This window comes from Lysinibacillus sp. FSL K6-4013 (assembly GCF_038630435.1).
Taxonomy (GTDB): domain Bacteria; phylum Bacillota; class Bacilli; order Bacillales_A; family Planococcaceae; genus Lysinibacillus; species Lysinibacillus boronitolerans.
In genome coordinates, this window is the sequence record NZ_CP152031.1 from 192714 (window position 1) to 217344 (window position 24631).

The 24631-nt window shown below is 38.5% G+C and carries 19 protein-coding genes; 13 read left to right on the forward strand and 6 right to left on the reverse strand.

Annotated features, from left to right (window positions below; all coding sequences use genetic code 11):
- Positions 1–463: 463 nt before the first annotated feature.
- The 8 genes from MHB39_RS01035 (at position 464) to MHB39_RS01070 (ending at position 12311) form a co-directional block, all read left to right on the forward strand.
- The gene (locus tag MHB39_RS01035; RefSeq protein ID WP_342545617.1) at positions 464–697 is read left to right on the forward strand and encodes a GNAT family N-acetyltransferase; all 234 of its coding nucleotides are present in this window, start codon (positions 464–466) and stop codon (positions 695–697) included.
- A 65-nt stretch (positions 698–762) separates the two neighbouring features.
- Positions 763–1827, forward strand: coding sequence for a hypothetical protein (locus tag MHB39_RS01040; protein WP_342545618.1), 1065 nt, complete (start codon positions 763–765; stop codon positions 1825–1827).
- Positions 1828–1846: 19 nt separating this feature from the next.
- Positions 1847–2959: a hypothetical protein gene (locus MHB39_RS01045; protein ID WP_342545619.1), complete on the forward strand. Its 1113-nt coding sequence runs from the start codon at positions 1847–1849 to the stop codon at positions 2957–2959.
- Positions 2960–2986: 27 nt separating this feature from the next.
- The gene (locus MHB39_RS01050) at positions 2987–4105 is read left to right on the forward strand and encodes a hypothetical protein (RefSeq protein WP_342545620.1); all 1119 of its coding nucleotides are present in this window, start codon (positions 2987–2989) and stop codon (positions 4103–4105) included.
- A complete protein-coding gene (locus MHB39_RS01055) occupies positions 4102–4623 on the forward strand; it encodes a GNAT family N-acetyltransferase (RefSeq protein WP_342545621.1) in 522 nt (173 codons plus the stop codon). The genes MHB39_RS01050 and MHB39_RS01055 overlap by 4 nt, the downstream gene beginning before the upstream one ends.
- A 142-nt stretch (positions 4624–4765) precedes the next feature.
- Positions 4766–5416 (forward strand): tail fiber protein, encoded by a 651-nt coding sequence (locus MHB39_RS01060; protein ID WP_339280571.1) that lies wholly within the window; start codon positions 4766–4768, stop codon positions 5414–5416.
- A gap of 46 nt (positions 5417–5462) precedes the next feature.
- Entirely contained in the window at positions 5463–6113 is a 651-nt protein-coding gene (locus MHB39_RS01065; RefSeq protein WP_342545623.1) for a tail fiber protein, read from the forward strand.
- 78 nt (positions 6114–6191) lie between these two features.
- Positions 6192–12311 (forward strand): InlB B-repeat-containing protein, encoded by a 6120-nt coding sequence (locus MHB39_RS01070; protein ID WP_342545624.1) that lies wholly within the window; start codon positions 6192–6194, stop codon positions 12309–12311.
- Positions 12312–12358: 47 nt separating this feature from the next.
- Here MHB39_RS01070 and MHB39_RS01075 read toward each other — a convergent pair whose 3' ends face one another.
- On the reverse strand, positions 12359–13066 hold the full coding sequence (locus MHB39_RS01075; RefSeq protein WP_342545625.1) for a DNA-binding response regulator: 708 nt from the start codon (positions 13064–13066) through the stop codon (positions 12359–12361).
- Positions 13067–13582: 516 nt separating this feature from the next.
- Between MHB39_RS01075 and MHB39_RS01080 the strand changes: the two genes are divergently transcribed.
- Entirely contained in the window at positions 13583–14398 is an 816-nt protein-coding gene (locus MHB39_RS01080) for a metallophosphoesterase (protein WP_054548899.1), read from the forward strand.
- A 14-nt stretch (positions 14399–14412) separates the two neighbouring features.
- Here MHB39_RS01080 and tatC read toward each other — a convergent pair whose 3' ends face one another.
- The 4 genes from tatC to MHB39_RS01100 are packed head-to-tail and all read right to left on the reverse strand — an operon-like array spanning position 14413 to position 17983.
- The gene (gene tatC / locus MHB39_RS01085; protein ID WP_342545626.1) at positions 14413–15261 is read right to left on the reverse strand and encodes a twin-arginine translocase subunit TatC; all 849 of its coding nucleotides are present in this window, start codon (positions 15259–15261) and stop codon (positions 14413–14415) included.
- An 11-nt stretch (positions 15262–15272) separates the two neighbouring features.
- Complete coding sequence (gene tatA / locus MHB39_RS01090; protein ID WP_342545627.1) at positions 15273–15479, reverse strand: twin-arginine translocase TatA/TatE family subunit; 207 nt, start codon at positions 15477–15479, stop codon at positions 15273–15275.
- Positions 15480–15507: 28 nt separating this feature from the next.
- Positions 15508–17220 carry a GMC family oxidoreductase gene (locus tag MHB39_RS01095; protein ID WP_036075915.1) on the reverse strand — a complete coding sequence of 571 codons (1713 nt, stop codon included), beginning with the start codon at positions 17218–17220 and terminating at the stop codon, positions 15508–15510.
- Positions 17221–17233: 13 nt separating this feature from the next.
- Positions 17234–17983: a gluconate 2-dehydrogenase subunit 3 family protein gene (locus MHB39_RS01100; protein WP_016993258.1), complete on the reverse strand. Its 750-nt coding sequence runs from the start codon at positions 17981–17983 to the stop codon at positions 17234–17236.
- Positions 17984–18312: 329 nt separating this feature from the next.
- On the opposite strand from MHB39_RS01100, the gene MHB39_RS01105 reads away from it, so the two are divergent.
- Positions 18313–20310, forward strand: coding sequence for a methyl-accepting chemotaxis protein (locus MHB39_RS01105; protein WP_342545628.1), 1998 nt, complete (start codon positions 18313–18315; stop codon positions 20308–20310).
- A 45-nt stretch (positions 20311–20355) separates the two neighbouring features.
- On the opposite strand, the gene MHB39_RS01110 is transcribed toward MHB39_RS01105, so the two are convergent.
- Positions 20356–21531 (reverse strand): serine-tRNA(Ala) deacylase AlaX, encoded by a 1176-nt coding sequence (locus tag MHB39_RS01110; protein ID WP_036075917.1) that lies wholly within the window; start codon positions 21529–21531, stop codon positions 20356–20358.
- A gap of 156 nt (positions 21532–21687) precedes the next feature.
- Here MHB39_RS01110 and MHB39_RS01115 point away from each other — a divergent pair, with 156 nt between their 5' ends.
- The 3 genes from MHB39_RS01115 (at position 21688) to MHB39_RS01125 (ending at position 24620) form a co-directional block, all read left to right on the forward strand.
- Complete coding sequence (locus tag MHB39_RS01115; RefSeq protein WP_036075918.1) at positions 21688–21975, forward strand: DUF6509 family protein; 288 nt, start codon at positions 21688–21690, stop codon at positions 21973–21975.
- A 151-nt stretch (positions 21976–22126) separates the two neighbouring features.
- Positions 22127–23272, forward strand: a complete 1146-nt coding sequence (locus MHB39_RS01120) for a VanZ family protein (protein ID WP_312124596.1) — start codon at positions 22127–22129, stop codon at positions 23270–23272.
- Positions 23273–23285: 13 nt separating this feature from the next.
- Positions 23286–24620, forward strand: coding sequence for an FAD-dependent oxidoreductase (locus MHB39_RS01125; protein WP_342545629.1), 1335 nt, complete (start codon positions 23286–23288; stop codon positions 24618–24620).
- Positions 24621–24631 lie beyond the last annotated feature (11 nt).

The window sequence follows — 24631 nt, forward strand, 5'->3', positions numbered from 1 at the left end:
TTTGTAACAATAACTTTGCAATTTCCCTACCCACCTCATCATAGCCCCGATGATTAGATATTCCTATTTTTCATTTAGTAGTTTCTCTCTTAATAGCGACTAAAGCGTCAATCATATGTGTTTTAAATTGGGGAGAATTGTCGCAAACCCACCCTACTTCTCGCTTATTCCTTTATAAAGCATGGAGCTTCGCCAATAGCAAACTTGTATTTGAACATTGTGGAAGTTAAAAAAGAATGCTTCTAGCCTCACTAATCATAATAAAAGGTTAAGAAAAATTAACCTAAAAAATGGAATGATTTCATAGTGAAATCTATTGACCTATAATATAATGAAAAAAAGGCTAAAAGTCACCGAATAAATGCAATAATAGTCTTTTTAGTTGGGTATTAAGGATTAGTTATTAATAGGGTTTATAAAATCTGAATTTTTAGATAAATGAAGTGAGGGAGATATGCCACACATGGTTTATGATTCTATAATCATTAAGATTTTCAATAAAAGGATTTTGCCAGGTTTTCAAGGTAATGGAGGAGGAACTTATCTAATTAGCAACCTTCAGCAAAAGACAAAAGAAGAAAATAAACCAGTGATATTACAAGTTCTTCATACAAATCCTGCAAGAAATCTATATGAGAGACTAGGATTTCATGTAGTGTCAACTGATGAACTCTATTTAAAAATGAGGTGGCAATAAACGTATCAAGTCTTTTAAAGCTGCCTCTCGTCCATTATTAAAAACTAAAGAGAGGTGAATGTGAAGTGCCAATATCAAATTCGGCTTTACAGACATATGAAGAAAATTTACAGCAAACGATTCAGTACTTTTTTAATTTAGAGGGACAAATCGAAAGTGTCATTGTACACATTGACAGCAGTATCAAAAACTATATTCAAAAAAAAGAAAGGAGATTTTTATTAGCAAGTAAAAAGAAAGAAAAACATCTCGAAGAAGTAAGAATACTACAATCGGATTTACAAAAATCTTTAATTGGTATGGCACATATTAAACAGCTACTAGTCAATGAAATAAACACTTTGCAAAAAAATAACAGAGAATTACAGCAAACTTTTAAGGAAATGCTTCCCCTACTTCCATTTGCAGTATCAAGCATCCCTTTTGAGACAAGTTTTTCTTCAAATGTTCAATTCAACATATTGCTGTCCCTCTTAATTGAAAAAGAGATAGTAACAAAATTACCCCTCCTAACTGCAACAATTGAATCGAGTCAAGTGAATGAAATAATAGTAACCCTAGAAAATTTTGATGTGAACATTAAAGAGCAAATAAATGAAGCCAAAAGCAGTGTTACTAAATTAATGTCAATCATAACGGATACTGAAAATGAATTGGATAGGCAATTTGGCGATGTGATCTCGAATTTAAAGCAAAGTGATAGATTGACAGCATCGCCCTATACCCAACAGGACTTCATTGCTGAGATTAAAAGCAAGGGAGCACTGTTGAAAATATGGGCAGACCATTATCAAATGCTTCGTACAATGCTTGGAAAAGATATGAAATTCCAAGAAGCTATACATCTAACGGCAAAAGTATTAAGCGAAAGTTTAGAGGAACCAGCGCAAATCTATCAAAACCAGAGTACTTTACAGGGAGCTTATCTACTTGAAACAGGCGCGACCTATATGACATTAGTACAAGATGTAAATCTATCTGAACAACAGGCAAAGCTGTTAGTAGCAGCATACTTATTGCTAAACCAAGAGAGCATAACAGCAGTTGCTGAACAAGTGAAATTAGAGTTTATGGAGATTGAAGCTTTTTATAAAGATAATAAAGAATTATTTTCTTTAATTACTTCCTAATCAGAAAGGAGAAAATGTTATGCCAATTTCGGAATACCAATTAGATAACTATGTGAAGGAACTTCAACCCAGTATCAAAAATATAATTGAACTAGAAGACAAGCTTGGAAAAGCCGGTGGAGGTATAGACAGTATTTTATCCAAATTAAAGGATGAAGGATTTGATCTAGGTGCATGGCTTGGTGACAATCTATTTCGGACAGATAACCCAAAAAGGAAAGAAACAGCTATTCAACTGTTAAATGACTTAAACAATGAATTAATTAATGCAAAAATTGATTTAAATATTTTAAAGCATGATATCCAAGATGAATTAAATACTTTATTAAAAGAGTATGGGGAATGGAAAACTTACTTTGATAATAGGCTACCATTTATTGCGTTCTCCATAGCTGTACCTAAATTTCAGGCTTTTAATCCCTTTCATCGATTAATGCTAGGGTTTGTATTAACCATCGTGTTGAAGGATATATTACTACCAATATTTGAGGTATTAGGGTTAGGTGTTTTCGGTCTTGTTGTCGTGGTGGTGTTAATAGATGGAATAATTCAAGGCGAGAAAAGAATGGAGTTATTTGAAAATATCCAAAAAGAAACAAAGGCTGCGATGGAGGATGTTAAAAAGTTAAGACAGGATATCAATGATGTGCAGGTGCAGGTAAATACCTTTTTTGAAGATGTGGCAAAGAGCTTTCAAGAAACAGGCTTGTTAACGAAGTCATATACAAACCATCAGGAGCTAGTATCGTTAGTAAAACAACAGGCTGGTACATTAAGACGATGGTCGGATCAATATGATTCGATGAAGCGAATGATTAATAAAGGCTTAGATATTGAATTTTCAGCAGAAGTTGTTGCTGCAAATCTAGTAAATAAACAAGATGATGAAAATGAATTAGACAATTACAGCAAACTGTTAATGGGTGCCTACCTTATTGAAATGGGAGAGCAAAATAGTGTTGTTTCTCAAAAGCTTGATATGTCCCTAGAAAGAATTAAAAAAGTAAAAGCAACCTACATGTTATTTAAAATGCATACACCAGATGAAATTGCACAAGTCTTGGAAATGGATGTAAACGAAGTCATGACAATTCAAGAGACGAATAGCGATTTAATAGCAATTGTTAGTTAAAAAATAATTTTAGAATGGATGGATAATATGGCGATTACAGAAGCGACATTAGCAACCTATGTAGAAGAATTACAACCTTCCCTAAAAAATATTTATGAGGTAGAAGACAAGCTGGCTGAATGTAAGGAGGGAATTGATAGTATCATTTCTAAGCTATTGGACGAGGATTTAGAGATTAGTGCTTGGATTGGTGACCATATATTTCGTACAGATAACCCAGAGCGAAAGGCACAAGCAATTAAGCTTTTAAAAGAGCTGAAAAGTGAGTTAAGCGGAACAGCAATTGACTTAAATATTTTAAAGCATGATATCCAAGATGATTTAAATAGTTTGCTAATGGAATTTCTAGAATGGCGAAAGTGCTTTAAAAATACGCTGCCACTGATTTCCTTATCAATCGTTGTGCCTTCTTATAAAAAAATCACTTTAGATAAATACGTCGCGCTTACATTATTTGTAGTTAATCAATGGATTGGAAAAATAAAAGTGCTGGATAGCTTAGTTGCAAAACTTGGTACGCTTGGTGCAATAGCCGCTGTCCTTTATCTTATTACAGGTATTATTCAAGGGGAATTACGGAAAGAGTATTTTGAAAATATTCAAGCAGAAACAAATAAGGCAAAAGAGGATTTAACTAAGACAAAAGAAGAGATTAATCATGGGCAAAGCCAAGTTAATGCTTTCTTTAAAGATCTTGCAAAGACTTTTAAGGAGACAGGACTTTTACACGATAGGGATGTAAATCATCGAGAGCTAGTTTTCTTAGTAAAGGAGCAAAACTATACATTACGCAAATGGTCGGATCAATTTAATGCTATGAAACGGATGCATGAAAAAGGGATGGATTTATCTGTGGCAGCGAGTATAGCTGCAGAAGCATTATGTAAAAACGCTGTGGACCAAAATGAGCTACAAAAAGTCACTAATACTTTATTAGGCTCGTATTTGATTGAGAACCATAAGGATTTAGCTGAAATCTCAAATACTTTAAAAGTTTCTGGAGATCAAGCAAAGAAAATAAAGGCTATGTACATGTTATTTACGAAGCACACACCATCTGAGATAGCAAGAGTTTTAGAAATGGAAGTCCACGAAGTCGAATCTATAAAAGAAGAAAATAAGGATATTTTAGCGAGTGTTGCTTGAAATTAATTGAAATTTCGGAAAAAGGGGTGAGTAGCTTAGCAAAAATGAAAGATAAAGTGAAATTGAGAGTGGCATTACCTGAAGAGGAAGATACCCTTTATTCATTATTTGTATCTACAAGAAAAAGTGAATTTGCCATATTAGAATGGGATGAGCAACAAATAGAAGGTTTATTACGCATGCAATACGATGCTCAAAAAGCTTTTTATCAGCAACAATTTCCTAATGCTAAATATGAAATCATAATGTACGAAGGTTTAGGAATTGGTAGATTGATCACCGAGATACAGCAAGAAGCAATACGTCTGATTGATATTTTTATAATTCCCGAATATAGAGGGAGAGGAATCTGTACAGCGCTATTGAGTGAATTTCAGCATGTAGCTGCTGAATTGAGGTTGCCTATAGAACTTAATGTGTTGATGGGAAATCCTGCACAGAGGTTGTATGAGAGATGTGGGTTTGTTGTTACCGGAGAGGTAGTGCCGCATGTGATGATGGCGTGGCATAGGAATTAATAAATGGTTTTTTGAATTTGAACTTGTTAAGTAGCTTTAGCATTGGAGTTAAAGTGAGTGTCGGAGAACCTTTTCAAGCATATTTGAATTAAAGGAACTTTCCCACTGTAATAATAAATAAAATTAAAGTGAGGTATAAATTATGGCCGAAATGTATATAGGATCTATTGTGGCATGGTCAGCACCATTTGCTCCAAAGTACTGGGCGTTTTGCAATGGTCAAGAACTTCCAATTCAACAGAATCAAGCTTTATTTGCTGTATTAGGAAATCGATATGGTGGAGACGGACAGAATACTTTTTGCTTACCAAACCTGAATGGACGTGTACCAGTAGGTGCTTGTGGGAAATGGGGAATGGGAGGAACTATACCACAAGGGGTCACGCCATATAATTTAGTACAGACTGGCGGTGTGGAGAAAGTAACACTTTCTCCATTGAATATGCCACAGCATACTCATAGTGCAACTACGTCTACATCTAATTTAACTGTAAGTAATATGAACGTTGCAATCCCAGCCGCCTCTCAAGGGGGAGGAAGTAATTCACCAAATAATGCAAGTCTTGCAGCCTCTGTAGATCAAGGTATGGGAACAGCAGATTTTTATACGACGGGAACTACGGATACAACCTTGAAGCCATTTCTCATCTCTGGTGGAACAGTAAGTGGGAATGTAACAACTACGATTTCTCCAGCTGGACAATCGGCGCCCTCTGCATTGGATATTCGGCAGCCTTTCCAAGCAATGAATTATATTATTTGTATTCAAGGTTGGTTCCCTACTCCAGAATAAATAAAATCTATTTTTAAATTTAAATAAAATCAAAGTGAGGTATATTATGGCGGAGAATTACACAGGAACGATTGTAGCATGGCCAGCATCATTTGCTCCACAGGGCTGGGCATTTTGCAACGGTCAAGAACTTTCAATTCAACAGAATCAAGCTTTATTTGCTGTATTAGGAAATCGATATGGTGGAGACGGACAGAATACTTTTTGTTTACCAAACTTGAATGGACGTGTACCAGTAGGCGCGTGTGGAGATGGGGGAATGGGAGGAACTATACCACAAGGAATCACGCCATGTAATCTAGGACAGACTGGTGGTGTGGAGAAAGTAACACTTTCTCCATTAAATATGCCACAGCATACTCATAGTGCAACTACGTCTACATCTAATTTAACTGTAAGTAATATGAACGTTGCAATCCCAGCCGCCTCTCAAGGGGGAGGAAGTAATTCACCAAATAATGCAAGTCTTGCAGCCTCTGTAGATCAAGGTATGGGAACAGCAGATTTTTATACGACGGGAACTACGGATACAACCTTGAAGCCATTTCCCATCTCTGGTGGAACAGTAAATGGGAATGTAACAACCACGATTGCACCAGCTGGACAATTAGCACCTTCTGCATTGGATATTCGGCAGCCTTTCCAAGCATTGAATTTTATCATATGTATTCAGGGGATATTTCCTAGTCAACAGTAGTTGGTGCAAAATGCTAGGTTCATATAACATTCCTTTATTTGATACATAGAAGGAATAGTTTTGTTGGAGGAGATATTTATGAGACAACGTTATAAGAAAATAGTAAGTATCCTACTAATCTTTCTATTATTTTTTCAATGGATACCCAGTGCATTTGCTGATTTTACACTAGCAACACCACCAAGTGTAAGCTATAAAGCAGTGGCTTATGGTGATGGTAAATATGTGGCTACTTCTTTGGGGACGAATACTACAGTTTATTATTCAACAAATGGATCAACATGGACACAATCTACTACTATAACTTCCTCACAAACGATTAATTCAGTCGTTTACGAAAATAACCAGTTTATAGCAGTTGACAACTTATCAAATTTTTATACATCATCGGATGGGCAAACATGGACAACAGCTATTTCAGTGGATGGTAGAAACCCACTTCATTCAGTAACATATGGATATAATAAATATGTTACCGTTGGTGGTAATATACATGTATCAAGCGATGGTATAGAATGGAAAAAAATCCCGCAGATAAATCAACTTTATGGTGTAATATATGCTAATAATCAATTCGTCGCAGTAGGTGCTGATGGAACGATATTGACATCTTCAGATGGGGAAAATTGGTCAAGACAAACCTCTAATACCAAAAATATTTTAAGATCTGTAATTTATGCAAATGGTCAATATGTAGTCGTTGGTCAATCTGGAACGATTCTCACCTCACCAGATGGTATGATTTGGACAAAACGGGATAACTTACCATCAAGTGCAACTACTATCCTCTTAACTAGTGTATCTTATGGAAATGGCCATTATGTAACAGTTGGATTTTCTGGTAAAGCATATTACTCAGCGGATGGAATAAATTGGACTGAACAAGCAACTGGTTTAAGTAGCGGTTTACAGGGGGTTACTTATGGAAATGGTCAGTTTGTAATCGTTGGTGCTAATGGAGCTATACTGTATGGAAATCTAGATGTACCGACTCAGGTTCCCAGAGTTATAACCTTAACTCCAGCGACAAGTATTACGAGTACAAGTGCAAGGGTAGGTGGGGAGATAACTTTTGATGGAGGAGCCGAGATTACAGAACGTGGAATTGTGTATTCAACGAGCGCAGAACCAACTATGGAGAATGGTGAGAAAGTAACTGCTACTGGAACAACGGGAGCGTTTAGTGTTGATCTATCAGGTCTTAATCCAAGTAGTACTTATTATTACCGTGCGTACGCGAAAAATTCGGTGGGAACTAGTTATGGTGAAAATGAGATGTTTGAGACACTATCGGTTTTGCCAGAAATGGCAGGAACGGTAAGCATCATAGGAGAAGCGAAGTATGGTGGTGTGCTAACCGCAGATATTAGTGGAATTACGTATACTCCAATGACGATAACGGATGTGCCGACCTTTCAATGGTATCGTGGTGGAACGGCCATTTCAGGAGCAACCTCTTCCACATATACGTTAGTTCAAGAAGATATCGGTGAGCAAATCAAAGTTACAGTTACTGCTGATGGGACGCATGCGGCAGGAAAAATAACAAGCGTGGAAACAGCTGTAGTAGAAAAAGCGAACAGTCCAAGTACTCCGTCAGCACCAACTGAAGCCAGTAAAACAACAACAAGTATTACGCTAAATGGAGTAGCAGGTCAAGAATACAGTAGAGATAACGGGACGACCTGGCAGGATAGTCCGATCTTTAGTGGACTCACTCCAGATACGGAATATATGTTTATCACGAGAGTGAAAGAAACGGTTACTCATAAAGCTTCGTCAGTAAGTGCAGGAACCCCGATCCAAACTCAACCTGTAGCGATTTCGGTAATGGCAGGCACGGTAAGCATCACAGGAGCGACGAAGTATGGAAACGTGTTCACCGCAGATATTAGTGGTATCACGTATACACCAACAACGACAGCAGATGTGCCGACCTATCAATGGTATAGGGGGAACACGGTAATTCCAGGAGCGACCTCGTCCACATATATGTTGGTAGAGGCGGATATTGGTGAGAAACTCAAGGTTACAGTTACTGCCGATGGAACGCATGCGACAGGAAGTGTAACGAGTGGAGCGACGGCAACTGTGGAAAAAGCGAATGGTCCAAGTGCACCGTCAGCACCAACTGAAGCCAGTAAAACAACAACTAGTATTACGCTAAATGGAGTAGCGGGTCAAGAATACAGTAGAGATAACGGGACGACCTGGCAGGATAGTCCGATCTTTAGTGGACTCACTCCAGATACGGAATATATGTTTATCACGAGAGTGAAAGAAACGGTTACTCATAAAGCTTCGTCAGTAAGTGCAGGAACCCCGATCCAAACTCAACCTGTAGCGATTTCGGTAATGGCAGGCACGGTAAGCATCACAGGAGCGACGAAGTATGGAAACGTGTTAACCGCAGATATTAGTGGTATCACGTATACACCAACAACGACAGCAGATGTGCCGACCTATCAATGGTATAGGGGGAACACGGTAATTCCAGGAGCGACCTCGTCCACATATATGTTGGTAGAGGCGGATATTGGTGAGAAACTCAAGGTTACAGTTACTGCCGATGGAACGCATGCGACAGGAAGTGTAACGAGTGGAGTGACGGCAACTGTGGAAAAAGCAGATGGACCAAGTGCACCATCAGCACCAACTGAAGCCAGTAAAACAACAACAAGTATTACGCTAAATGGAGTAGCAGGTCAAGAATACAGTAGAGATAACGGGACGACCTGGCAGGATAGTCCGATCTTTAGTGGACTCACTCCAGATACGGAATATATGTTTATCACGAGAGTGAAAGAAACGGTTACTCATAAAGCTTCGTCAGTAAGTGCAGGAACCCCGATCCAAACTCAACCTGTAGCGATTTCGGTAATGGCAGGCACGGTAAGCATCACAGGAGCGACGAAGTATGGAAACGTGTTAACCGCAGATATTAGTGGTATCACGTATACACCAACAACGACAGCAGATGTGCTGACCTATCAATGGTATAGAGGGAACACGGTAATTCCAGGAGCGACCTCGTCCACATATATGTTGGTAGAGGCGGATATTGGTGAGAAACTCAAGGTTACAGTCACTGCCGATGGAACGAATGCGACAGGAAGTATAACGAGTGGTGAAACAGCTTTCGTGGAAAAAGCGGATGGACCAAGTGCTCCGCCAGCCCCAACCGAAGCCAGTAAAACAGCGACAAGTATTACGCTAAATGGGGTAGTAGGTCAAGAATATAGTAAAGATAACGGGGCAACGTGGCAGGATAGTCTAATTTTTAATGGACTAATCCCTGAAACGGAGTATACATTTATCACGAGAGTGAAGGAGACACCCACTCACAAGGCATCACTGGTAAGTACAGGAACATCGATCCAAACACAAACTCAAACTGTAGAGGTTCCAGAAATGGGAGGTACGATAAGCATCACGGGTGAGACGAAGTATGGAAGCGTGTTAACCGCAGATATTAGTGGGATCACGTATACGCCACCAACGACATCAGATGCACTAACCTATGAATGGTATCGAGGGAATACGGCCATTTCAGGAGCGAACTCTTCCACATATATGTTGGTTCAAGCAGATATTGGAGAGACGATTAAAGTAAGAGCCAGTGCCGATGGAACAAATGCAACAGGAAGTGTAATGAGTGGGGAAACAACTATTGTGGAAAAAGCGGATGGACCAAGTGCTCCGCCAGCCCCAACTGTAGCCAGTAAAACAGCGACAAATATTACGCTAAATGGGGTAGTAGGTCAAGAATATAGTAGAGACAACGGAACAACGTGGCAGGACAGTCCGATCTTTGGTGAACTAACGCCTGATACAGAGTATACGTTTATCACGAGAGTGAAAGAAACGGCGACGCACAAAGCTTCATTAGTAAGTGCAGGAACCCTAGAGAATACTTCTGTGATTAGTACGTTTACTATCACCTACAACGGCAATACAAACACAGGGGGCACAGTTCCAACAGATAGTGAAACGTATGAGCAAGGAGAAACTGTAACAGTTCTGGGTAATACAGGAAATCTGGTAAAAGTGGGTTACACGTTTGAGGGCTGGAACACGCAAGCAGATGGAAGAGGAATAGATTATGCACCAGCTTCAACTTTCCTAATGGGTAGTGAAAGTATCATATTATATGCAAAATGGAAGCCAGTGACTGTGACTTATACGGTAAGCTTTGATGTAGCGGGGGGAAGTCCTGTCTCTAATCAGACGGTGGTACATGAAGGAAAAGCAAGTCAGCCAACCCCAGCACCAACGAAAGCTGGCCATATATTTGAAGGCTGGTATACGAGTCCTGCCTATACAACACCATATGATTTTAATAGTGCCATTACTAGGCACACAACGATATACGCAAAATGGATACCAATAAAGTATACGGTGCGTTTTGATGTCAACGGAGGAAGTGCCGTCTCGAATCAAACGGTAGAGCATGGGAAAAAAGCAAGTCAGCCAGCCCAAGAGCCAACGAAAGCGGGCTATACATTCGGTGGTTGGTATATAAGTAATGCTTATACAACACCATATGATTTTAATAGTGCCATTAACGAGAACACAACAATCTATGCAAAATGGATTCCTGGGATGTATACAGTGAGGTTTGATGTCGACGGCGGTAGTGCTATCTCAGATCAAACGGTAGAATATGGGAAAAAGGCAAGTCAGCCTAAGATTGAGCCAACGAAAGCCGGCTATACATTTGTTGGCTGGTACACAAATAATGCCTACACAACACCATTTAATTTTGATACTGCGATTACAGCTAACACAGTGATCTATGCAAAATGGATTAGTAATGATACAGGTGGCGGTAATACTGATCCTTCACCAAATCCTGATGCAGGTTCAACAACACCTTCAACCAACGTAGAGGAAATTGTGGTAGATGTAGAGTCGGGTGATGGTGACCTCGTCTCTAAAACAACGGTAAAAAGAACAAAAAACACCGACAACACAATCAGGGATGAAGTGTTATTAACACCAGAGAGCGCAACAGAGACGATTAGGAAATTAAAGGAACAAGGAAATGATAAAGCAAGAATCATTATTCCGGATCAACAGGATCAAGTAAATCAAGTCCATGTATCCGTACCAAGAAATGTCGTGACACTTCTACAAAATAGTGCAGTCCATCTTGAGATTGTCACAGATAACGTTAGAATTGAAGTGCCAAAAACTTCGTTGGAAACGTTTAATGATAATCTCTATTTCCGACTTGTTCCTATAAAAGAGCGGGCTAATCAATTGGATATTAAAGAACAAGCTAAAAAGGAAAGGGCTGTACAGCAGTTGGCAGGAAGTACGGTTGTTGAGTTGCTTGGTCGTCCAATGACCATTGAAACAAATATGCAAAGCCGTCCCGTTATATTAACCTTACCTCTACCAACTGATTTAACACATGAACAGCTTAATCATCTGGCTATTTATATCGAGCATAGTGATGGCACAAAAGAAGTTGTACGTGGGAAAGTTGTAGAATATCAAAAGGGAATAACAGGTTTACAGTTTGAGGTGAATAAGTTCTCCACCTTCTCCATTCTCTACTTACCAGAGAAGGAAGAAGTGAAGGAACCAACTACTGATGGTGTTACACATCTACCTTATATTCAAGGCTATCCAGATGGTACCTTCCGTCCAAATGCTCCTGTTACAAGGGCACAGATGGCAAGTATGTTTGCTCGTCAATTAACAGGTAATGCCATTCCCCAAGCAAAGGCAACCTATACAGATACATTCCAACATGATGCTAAAGATGCAATCGAATTCGCGAAGGAGAAGGGTCTGTTTAAAGGGGTTACAGCAACTAACTTTAATCCAAACGGCTTGATTACACGTGCACAGATGGCTACAGTGGCTGCCCGCTGGATAGAACAGCAATGTGTAGAACGTCCTGATGCAGATTTCTGTCCACCAACCTCACCAAGTGCAGCATTCAAAGATGTGAGCGTCCATCATTGGGCAGTGAAAGCAATTGATACTGTCAATGCAGCGGAGATTATGACAGGAGTAACAGCAGATACATTCAATCCAGATGGTTTTTTAACACGTGCACAAGCAGTGAAGGTATTAAATCGACTGTTTGAACGTCAGGTACTAACAGAAGTCCAAACACCATTATTTACAGATGTGCTAAGACAGCATTGGGCATTTTATGAAATTCAAGAAGCGGCAAAAAAATAAGCTAAAAAGGGTACGACGATTCGTTATGTAATCGCCGTGCCCTTTTTTCATGGTTCAAAAAGGAATTGATACCCCGAACCTCTCACTGTCATAATCTTTGCTCTATGGCCAGCAACGGATTCTAGCTTTTTTCGTAAATTACTAATATGAACCTTCAATGCCTGTGTATGCCCGATACTTTCCTCTACCCAAATAAGCTTATACAGCTCTGATGGGGGAAAAATTTGTCCTGGTCGTTGTGCTAGAAAGAAAAAAATTTGAAATTCCTTTGTAGATAGGGCTAATGCTGTGTTACCGATATATACTCTTCCAGAATGAACATGAAAGTGAAAATCCTCTATTATATGAGCTTCTTCCTCTATGTGGTGTACAGCAGCTTTAACATGAAATTGCTTTCTACGCATGGATATTCTCTTGATTGTCTTCATTAAACGCTCTTTCTCAATAGGCTTTAAAATATAGTCAACAGCCTGTACATTAAAAGCTTCTATTGCAAAACGTTCATATGCAGTGACAAATACAATGTCCATTAAAAAAGGAAGGTCTGCAATCTTACTAGCAAATTCAATACCATTCATTTCGGCCATATCTATATCTAAAAAAAGAATATCAGGTTTGAGTGTAGGGATGTTTGCAATAGCCTCTAGTGGATTTACGAATTTTCCGATAATAGTAACATCGCTATTATCATGTAACGTGGCTTCTAATAAATTGATTGCTAAAATTTCATCATCTACTATGATGGCTTTCAACATTTTTTCACCTCTTATCATCTAAATTTAGAATATTATGTAGCGCAACTGTACTAAATAAATTTTTCGTCATCAGTTTTATACTTGCCTGTAGCAATGGAAGCTGGATTCTGAAATTATTCGATTCTGTAAATTATGTAATTTATTAGTATGTAAAACACATTTATCGTCCAATCTAACTGGATCATTACTTACAATAAAGCAATTTTTTTCTCCTTTAACTGATTTAAGTTTATTAGTATTCTCGCACTTTAGTAAATGAGATGCATTTCCCATATCGTGATGTATTATGAGGGGATAATAAAATATGCCTTTCTACCCATAGTATAGCATGCCAATAGTTAACAAATAATAGATTAAAGCGTGTATCATAATCTAATGATAAAAATTTTAAGCTAAGTGTATTTGTGCATTTTGTGTTTTTAAAGTGCATATACTTACAATCACTCTGTTTTTTGCTTATAATGAGAAAGTCAGAATTATTTCTGAAAAAAGTAGCCACAAAGTGAGCGATTGCGATTGAAAAAATTATTATATGGTATCTTCTTTGTTGTTTTTATAGTCATTTTTTTGTACGTAAACAATCACTGGCTAGTCGTAAGTAAACATGTGTTTGAATCAGATAGTGTGCCTGACAGCTTTGATGGGCTACGCATTGTACAAGTTTCGGATTTACATGACGCTGTCTTTGGTGACAAGCAACAAAAATTGATTGCTAAGGTAAAGGATACAAAGCCTGATTATATTTTTATCACAGGTGACGTGATCGATAGTAATCGCTATAATTTAAAACAAAGCCTACAAGCAGTGGAAGGACTAGTTAAAATAGCGGATGTTTATTATGTACTAGGAAACCATGAGGTAGCGACGAATAAGGTGAATGAAATTTATGAGGCGCTGTCATCGTTAGGGGTACATATTATGGCCAACGAATCGACCGTGTTAGAGCGCGACGGGGAGCGCTTGGCGATTGTTGGTATTGAGGATCCGTTAATGGGTAGAACAACAGAAGATATGCTGGACATTGCAACGGCCTATTTGCCAGACGATATGTTTAAGTTGTTACTAGCACATAGACCAGAATTATTTAATACGTATGTAAATTATCACATAAATTTAGTATTTTCGGGACATGCGCATGGTGGGCAAGTTCGTATTCCTGGGCTTGGAGGACTTGTGGCACCAGGACAGGGGCTGTTCCCAAAATATACAGCTGGTGTCTACGAAGCAGGCGCGACGAAAATGGTAGTTAGTAGAGGGTTGGGTAATAGCACAGTACCATATCGTATTTTTAATCTACCAGAAATTATTGTGATGGATCTAAAGAAAAAATAAGCACTGCGTAAAATTTACGCAGTGCTTTCAATTTGTTTGCGTTCTATACGTTTAACGAGATAAATACTTATTTCATACAAAATAATCATCGGTATTAATACGAGTAACTGACTTATAAAGTCTGGTGGCGTGATAACAGCGGAGCCTACGCCCATTGCGATATAAGACCAGCCTCGTATTTTTTTCATGGATTCAGCAGTCAGTACACCAATGGCAGATAAGAATAGGGCAACAATCGGTAACTCAAATAATAGACCAAGCGGTACTGTAGTCATGATTAAAAAGTGCATATATTCATTTGCTGATACCATGACATCGAAATTGGTAGCCCCAATGCTTACTAAGAATGTATAGCTAAGTGGGTTTACGACAAAATAACCAAAAGCAACTCCTACTAAAAATAGAACTAACATGATTGGTGCATAGAGGCCTAAAAATCGACTTTCCTCTTCTTTTAAGCCTGGTTTAATAAAGCTCCATAGAAAGTGAACGAGGAAAGGCATTGCAAGACCAAAAGCTAAAGTAGTTGAAATCGTCATGTAAAATTTAACTACTTCTAATGGTCCTAAAATAACGAGTGAGTGACCTCGCGTTATGAATGGAAACCAAATATTAATAGTAGAAAAGACAACAATGAAAAATAAAATAAAAACAGTTAACCCTTTGATAATTTGCTTACGTAAATCAGTAAGATGCTCCAATAATGAGGTAACAGGAATAAGGGGCTCATTATACACATGCTCCTCTTCAATTGCTACCTTTGTTGTTATTTCAACTAAAGCCTCCACTGGTTTTGGAGGCTCAGCTTGTGGTTTATCAAGAGGGCTTAAATATTTTCTTTTTCCGTCTTCATATGGATCCATAGGAAACCCTCCTACGAAGCATCAGATTTTTTTTCGACCTTTTTCACGGTATCATCATCATCATCATCCATAAGTCCCTTAGTAGACTTTTTAAATTCTGCAAACGTTTTACCAACTGCTCCACCGATTTCTGGTAATTTTTTTGGGCCAAATACAATTAATACAATCACTAAAATAATGATTAATCCAGGTACTCCAATTGCTCCTAGACCTCCCATAAGTCTTGCCTCCTTTAGAATGATTTTTTTATACTAATGAACCACCTGATTGACTATATTTAATGACTCCCTCAGCACAACGGTAGGCAAGTGCTCCTAATGTACCTGTGGGATTATAACCGCTATTGTGTGCAAAGTTGCCTGCACTTACTGCGAAAAGATTATCAACATCCCAGTGCTGTAAGTAATTATTCACAACACCTTGTTCTGGTGTTAAGCTCATCACCGTACCACCCGTATTATGCGTTGTTTGGTATGGGACGATATTGTAATCGGTAATTTCTGCGTTAGGGACAATTGTTTTTGCACCCATTTCCTTCATAATCTCTGCTGCACGTGCAGAGATATATTTATGGAGAGCTCGATCCTGATCAGTAAAATTGTACGTTAACTGAGTTAATGGTAGTCCGTAAGCATCCTTGTAGGTAGGGTCAAGTGATATATAATTTTCCTTATGTGGCATAGATGCTCCTTGCGCACCAATACCGAATGAGCGTGTATAGTAGTAAATTGATTGCTTTTTAAATTCTGGTCCCCAAGTAGGTGTATCTGGTGGGGTTGGATTTGAGCCGATTGGTCGCGCACCTGTCTGTGTAAGCGCAATGTTACCTCCGTGAATAAAATCTAAATCACTGTGGTCAAAATTATCCCCATTGTAATCGTCTATACACATACCTAACGAACCTGCACCCATAAATGTATTGTATTGTTCCTCGAAGAATCCAGCGGCACCTGGCAAGATTTGATAGCAATAGTTTCTGCCGAGTGTTCCTTTACCAGTAGTAGGGTCATATCTTTCGCCTATGTCAGATACCATTAATAGCTTGGCATTATTAAAGACATAACTAGTTAATACAACAGCATTAGCTGGCTGAATGAATTCTTCTCCCGAAACAGTATCAATGTATCTTACACCTGTAGCCTTGTTACCCTGCTTTAAAATTTCAACAACATTGGAATTGAAGCGTAAATCAAAATTTCCTGTCTTCAGGGCGGTTGGGACAACCGTAATTTCTGCGGACGACTTTGCACCATATTCGCATCCAAAGCGTTCACAAAAACCACAATATTGACAAGCATTGATCGTTTCGCCATCTGGGTTTTTATAAACCTCTGACACGTTAGCTGAAGGAACCATATAAGGTGTTAGTTTCAGGTTTGTTGCAGCTTTTTCGAATTGTGCAAGCATAGGTGTTTTTTTCATAGGCGGTGTTGGATAGGGATTCGAACGCTTTCCACTAAATTTATTTTTATCATCGCCTGAAATACCAGCAGTTTTTTCAAACTTATCCATATAAGGTTCAAGCTGATCGTATGTTAAACCCCAATCTTGAATCAGATAATCTGGTCCAAGCTTATTTGGTCCATATCGTTTATCTGTTAATGTTTTGATCTGAAAATCATAGGGTAAAAATCGATAAGTCATCCCATTCCAGTGTGTTCCTGATCCACCCAGACCCTCACCAAGCAAGAAGGAGCCAAGCTGACGCATTGGTAATGCCTTCATATTTCGATCATTACGAAAGCTTACTGTTTCTTTGGATAGATTTTGCATTAAATCATATCGAATCGCATAACGGTATTCATCATGGACATTTAAATAATCCTCGGTACCACGCTTTTGACCTCGCTCTAAACCAACTACCTTTAGGCCAGCTTTGGCACATTCAGCAGCAACGATACCGCCTGTCCAACCTACACCAACTGTTACAACATCTACACTCGGTAATGTTTTAGCCATTTTTAATCCCCCCTTAATGGTTGCCTAATGAATTAGGCTCAATTTTTTGGAATTTCGCATCTTCTATTTGTGTAATATAAGCCATTTGATGACCAGGGAAGCCCTTCATACGCCAGCCATCCATATTACGATTTCCTCCATACATAGGGTCAGAATAAGCTCCCTCTAATGTAGCTGCTCGTAATAATGTAAAGAAGAACGCGGAAGTAACCCCAACCATTTCTATGTCACCTTTTTGGAAGGCAGTTAAAATTTCATCCATTTGCTTGCCATCTAAATCGTTAAAGCTTTTCTTATAACGCTTTTGTGCTTCATCCTCCATTTTTTGAATACCCTGCCTAAAAATCTCCGCTCGCGTTAAGCGGCTCTGATAGCCTTGAGTTGGGGCACCCACATCAAATGGACCTTGCATATATTCTTTAGAGTTACTCCCATAATTTCCTGCAAGTTGATGATCGATAAAATAGGGAACATCTAAACCAATGGCACCTGGTCCCAAATCGTCTTCTGGGAAAATACGTTCTGTGGCCTTTGATAAGATACTAAAATCTTTTTCATTTCTGAAAAACATCTTAGCCTTCGGTGAGCCGATGGCCTCGTTTGTTGTTTCATGACCACCATGTTCCAGGGTAGAAGTACCTTTACCATGGATGTTGTAGCCTACTAATCCTCCAATTAAACCACCACCGACTAATGTACCAGCAGCAATACCTGTTGTTTTTAAAAAGTCTCGACGAGAAACATTATTTTTGTCTGAACTCATGGAAATCCTCCCCTCAAAATGTGTTAAACGGATCCTATCTTTAATAATCAGCAAAAAATGTGAATTATAATCAATTTTTGTTGGAAAATGTTTAAATTTAATCCAACAACTTTATATTCTCTGTCTTTTTATAACAAGAAGGATATATGAATTGAAAATTTTGTAGAAAATTGTTAGCACTATAAGGATAGTTATAATGGTATTATTATACATTTATTAATCATATTGGAAAATCTTTGTTGACTTCTACTTTTAGTGACTTTACTCTGAAGTTATGCAAAAATATGTGGTTTGTATAGCTAAAAATGGAAGAAGTGAGAAAAAGAGAAATGTGGTTAAAAGGTATTGGTGGTAAATTAATCGTTGCAATTATAGCTCTTGTATTTGTAACATGCGGCACGCTCGGGCTATCTACTTGGATAAATAGTACAAAAGCTGTGAATGAGCAAGTGGAATCTAATTTGGTTTCAAGAGCAGAGGATATTTCTCACTACATAGAAGAACACTTCCAATTAACACTAGTGGAAGTGGAAGCAATTGCAGAGCAAGAGGCAGTTCGGAGCATGGACTTTGAGAAGCAGAAAAAATATCTATCGAAACGACTTGCTAGTAATGAAAATTACTTAGGCTTTGGCATTATCAACGCTGATGGGGTTGCTCATTATCTAGATGATACAACAGCTGAACTAGGGGATCGTGATTACGTAAAAGAAGGCTTTACTGGTAAGTCTGTCATGTCTGAAATTACGATTAGTCGTGTGACAGGTGAACCAGTCATTTTAATCGTTTCTCCAATTGAAACAGTAACAGGTGAAAAAGCCTTATTATTGGCACGTATTGATGGCTATTACCTATCTAAAATAGTAGAAGGCATTAAGGTTGGAGACAGTGGCTACGCATTTATGCTAGACGCTAACGGAACGATTATTGGACATAATAATCACGCGTATGTGAAGGAGCAATACAATCCAATCAAGGAAGCAGACGAAACAGGTCTCAAGACAGGCAGGGCAATGGCTGTTAAAGAAATGCTTGCTAATGATAACGGTTATTTTTCTTTTGAAACGGAAGATGCAGGAATTAATTTAATGGGCTATCATACCCTTGATAATGGTTGGAAAATGGGTGTTATCGCATTAGAAAATGAGATGCTTTCAGGGCTTTCTAAGCTTAAGACAAACTTTATAGTCACTACGATCATTGTTTCGATACTCGGGCTATGCATCTCGTTTGCCATTTCCCGCTCTGTTAGTAGACCACTTCGACATGTACTTCGCATTAGTGAGGGGTTATCAGAAGGAGACTTTACACAGGAGATTCCAGAAAAATATTTGAAACGTATTGATGAAATGGGAACGATGGCACGTGCATTAGATCGAATGATTGATAATATGCGGGAAATGATAGTCAAAGTCAGTCAAGAAGCAACGGCAGTGAATGAAGCTTCGTGTGATTTAATGGGAGATGTAAACGGAGTAACAAAGCATTCAAAACAAATTGCTGGTGCAATAAGTGAAGTAGATCGAGGGGCACAAAGTCAAACTGTGATGGCAGAGGAAAGTGCCTCAGCAATGGAACAAATGGCAATGGGGATACAAAATGTAGCTGAAGTTGCCTCCACAATTGCTTGTAATACAGATTTTATTTCCCAGAAAATTAGTGAAAGCAATCATGCTGTCCAACAATCAATTCGTCGTATGAATGAGATTCAGCAAGGCACAACAGATGAACTAACAATTATTCACAAACTAGAAAAAGAGTCAACGGAAATTAGCTTAATTTCAAAAATGATTACCGATATTTCCGATCAAACGAATTTATTGGCATTAAATGCCTCTATTGAAGCAGCACGGGCAGGAGATGCTGGTAAAGGCTTTGCCGTTGTAGCGGAAGAAGTTCGCAAGCTATCAGAGCAAACAGCAGAATCAGCTACTAAAATTAATGTGCTCATTGAAAGAGTTCAATCTTATACATTAGAAGTAGTAAAAGCAGCGGAATCAGGTGAAGATAATGTTGAGCGTGGTTTAGCTTCCATTGAGGCAGTTGGAGAACGCTTCGAGGAAATGGTTCAAGCAGTAGGAGAAATAGCAGGTCAAATTGAAGAAATGAATGCTTCAGCTGAACAAATGTCTGCCAATACGGAGGAAGTTTCAGCATCTATGGAAGAAATGGCAGCTACTGCACATGCAGCAAGCGATTATGTTCATGAGGTAACAGATGCAACAGCGGAACAGTTGAAGACGGTAGCAGTAATGAACAATCAAACTGAAAAACTATCAGAAATGGCAAAACGTTTATATGAAGCCATTCAAAAATTTAAATATTAAATGAGAGAGGAGCTGTCTATTAATGATAGCTCCTCTATTATGCAATTAAGCGTCTTGCATCGCTGCTAGTAATTCTTCTTTCGAAACGGTGTAATCGCCACCGCCTTGTACCATTTGGTCACTTCCGCCACCCTTACCATTAATAAGAGGCAGTGCCTTTTGAGCAACATCCTTCATGCTTTTTGAAACATTATTACCTCTTGCTGCAACGAATTGTAGCTTGCCTTCATTTTCGGACACAAGTAGAGCTATTACATCTTTCTGTTCCGTAACAATAATACGGGCTATTTTTTGTAGCTCTTGCATTGTTCGCTGATTAAAAGCAGCTGTTACTACACCCTCGTTATTAACAAGTGCCTTTGCTTCATACGTGAGTAATTCCTCTTTCGCAGCAGCAAGTGCTTTTTCTGTATTTTTTTGAGCAGATAGAACTTTTGTGAGTGCTGTGGCAGCTTCAATCTCAGGGACACTTAATTGTCGAGCAACGTCTGCTAATACTTTTTTTCGCATGCCAAGCTCAGTCAATACACGTTGACCACAAACAAAAGAAACGCGCACATTGCCCTTCATTTTTTCGGTACCTAATATTTTGATGGTACTAACTTGTCCTGTAGATGTAGGGTGAGTGCCACCACAACCGTTGTAATCAAAATTAGGGATAATCACAAGTCGAATATCACCCGTCACGGCTACTTCTTTACGAAGGTTATAGTTACCAAGCTCTTGTTCTGTAACCCAGGTAGTTTGAATAGGGCGATTCTCTAAAATAATGTCATTGGCTCTTGCTTCTGCTGCTGCAAGCTGTTGCTCAGAAATCGTTTCTACAGCAAGATCAATTGTTACTTGCTCACTGCCTAGATGAAAGCTTACAGTCTGTGCATTAAAAAGCTCAACAAAAGCAGCTGTTAAAATATGTTGGCCAGCATGCTGCTGCATATGATCAAATCGTCTTGGCCAATTTAATTTTCCATGTACGACGCCATCTAAAGTCGATAGATCACCTTGAATATAGTGACGAATTTCATCATCCACTTTTTCAACATCTATGACCTCCAACGCATTCAATGTACCTGTATCGTGGGGTTGACCTCCACCAGTTGGATAGAAAGCGGTGTTCGATAGTACAACATAATGACGGCCTGATTCATCAGTTCCTTTACCAATAATAGTTGCATCAAACTCTTGTAACATAACGTCTTGATAATATAGTAGCTCTTTCATGAAAAAGCCTCCTTGTATGTAGGGAAATTTAGTTCTAAATTAATTCCATTTCATTGTGGCATAATTACTTACAGGTGTATACGGCTTTTCTAGTTGACCCATGCTGAAATTGATTTAATATAGAAAAGAACAGCTAAAGAAAAAGGAGCAAACATAATGGAAATTACACAATTCTCAATGGAAGAAATTTTAGACCCAACAAATATTATTGAAGGTAAGCGTTATGAATTTATACTGGATGTAGAAATTGATGAAGAGGATGAGCTTTACCACGAAGCTGGTATTGAAATTCGTGTCCTTATTGGTGAAAAAGACGAAGAACCATTCATATTAAATTACTTCATCATGGAAAAGGCTGAAGGTGAATATTTAGACTTTGCATTAGAGGATGATGAACTAGAAGAAATTTTGACATTCTGTAAAGAAGAAATAGCGAAAGCATAGTAAGTAACAGGTAGAGAGTATATATTCTTTACCTGTTTTTTTATTGAATTAAGGATTATGTAAGCTTGATGAAATATACATGTAGTATTGAAGGACTAAACTTAGTTTTAGTGTTCAGAAAATAGGGCAATTTAAAGAGAGAGGTGTTTCTATGTCAACGTATACACAATCCATTTTTATAGCTTTTTTCATAACCATCATGTTATCCTTCGTACTATTTATACCATGGCTTATTTATACGTATCGAAAGTATGGATACTTATCGATGTCCAAAACCATTATCATGTTCTCATTTATTTTTTACTTTTTATCTGCGCTTTGTTTAGTATTATTACCATTTCCATCTACCAGAGATACTTGCTCACTTCAATCCCAAGACACCGTTCATACTAATTTGCGACTTTTTCAATTTGTTGATGATGTTCTAAAGGATAGTGGAGTAGTTTTAACAAATCCATCTACATGGCTTGCTATCACAAAACAGCAGGCATTTTTTCAAGCCTTCTTTAATTTCTTACTACTGATGCCATTCGGCGTTTACTTGCGATATTTTCTTAAAGAAAGAAGGTACTGGAAACGTGCATTTTTAATTAGCTTTTTGCTAACATTGTTTTATGAGGTCACACAAAGAACAGGCATTTATGGCATCTTTAATTGCGCATACCGAATCTTTGATGTAGATGACTTATTACTAAACAGTGTAGGTGCGCTCCTAGGCTTCTTTTTAGCACCAATTGTTTGGGCATTATTCCCCTCTCATGAAGAGGTTGAGGCTAAAGCTGCTGAAATGGAAAAAAATGATATTGTTAAGCCGATTTCTATTTTACTAGCATTGGTCATTGATTTATTTATCGCCCAATTGGTTTGGATGATTATTGGTGTTCTGACAGGGTACAGTGGTACTTTTGAATTCTTAGTGAAAATGGCTCTGTACATTGTACTCTTTGGTTTGATGCCAAGTTTAATGAATGGTGCAACGCTCGGTATGAAGGTGATGCGTTTTACAATGGTCAACAAGAATGGCAATAGTATTGTAAAGCAATCATGGCGTCGCTGTATTGCCATTATCGCTACCTTGTGTTTATCAGATGTCATTTCAACATTAGGTGACATTCAATTAGATATGGATTCACCATTTTATGTTCTGCAAATTGTCATTTCTCTACTTGCCGCAATAGCAGGCTTTGCACTTACAATGATAATAGCCGTTCACGTGGTAAGGGTCATCGTAAGTGGTGGAAAACGACGTTTGTATATCGATCAATATGCAGATTTAATGGCAACAAGGAAAAAATAAGGGGGCTTGTAGAATGAAATACGTCATCATTGGGGGAGATGCTGCAGGTATGTCTGCAGCAATGGAAATCTATCGGAATGTTCCAGGGGCAGAAATAACTACTTTAGAACGTGGTTTTATTTATTCATATGGGCAATGTGGATTGCCTTATGTTGTAGATGGTCGTATTTCATCAACCAAACGTTTAATTGCAAGAGATGTCGAAACTTTTCGAGATAAGTATGGCATTGATGCAAGAGTTGGCTATGAGGTAGAGAATGTAAACATAGAGAAGAAGGTTATTACAGGTACACAAGCAAGTGGTGATAAATTTGAGATTACCTACGATAAACTTCTTATTGCAACGGGGGCTAGTCCAGTCATGCCTGTGAAAAGGGGGATTGAGCTAGAAGGTATCCATACTGTGAAAACAATTCCTCAACTGGAAGATTTGATGGCAGATTTAACATCAGAGATTGAGCAGGTAACCATCATAGGTGGTGGCTATATTGGTTTAGAAATGGCTGAAACCATACATGCCTGTGGGAAAAAGGTAAGGCTTATTCAGCGCGGAAGTCATGTGGCCCGTATTTTAGATGAAGAACTTGCTCAGCATGTTCATGAGGAAGCGAAAAGGAACGATGTAGAGCTGTTATTAAATACGAGCGTTGAAGCTTTTGAAGGAAATAAACGAGTGGAACGTGTTATTACAGATAATGGCGTTCTAGAGACGGATTTAGTCATTGTCGCTTCAGGCATAAAACCAAATACACAGTTTTTAAAGAATACTGGGATTGCACTTGCAAAAAATGGAGCGATCATTGTAAATCGCCATTTAGAGACTTCCCTTGAAAATATTTATGCAGCTGGCGATTGTGCAACTCACTTTAATATTGTGAAAGAACGTTTAGATTATATACCTTTAGGAACGACTGCTAATAAGCAAGGTCGTTTAGCAGGTCTCAACATGTCAGGCAAATTTGCTCCGTTTAGAGGAATTGTGGGCACTTCTATTTTAAAATTTTTCAATTTAACTATTGCTACAACAGGTATTAATGAGCGCGATGCTAAAGAGCTTGGTTTTGACTATGAGGCATTTAAATTATCTGCACGCCATATAGCCGGCTATTATCCAGGTGCACAACGTATGTTTATAAAAGTGGTCGTTCGCAAGCGTGATCAATTGTTATTGGGTGCACAAATCGTGGGACCAGCGGGAGTTGATAAGCGTATCGATGTGTTTGCGACAGCATTATATAGTAAAATGACCTTACCTGATTTGCTAGATTTAGATTTGGCCTATGCACCACCATTCAACGGTGTTTGGGACCCTTTGCAGCAGGTGGCAAGAATGAATGGACGTTTATAATAGGAGGTAGA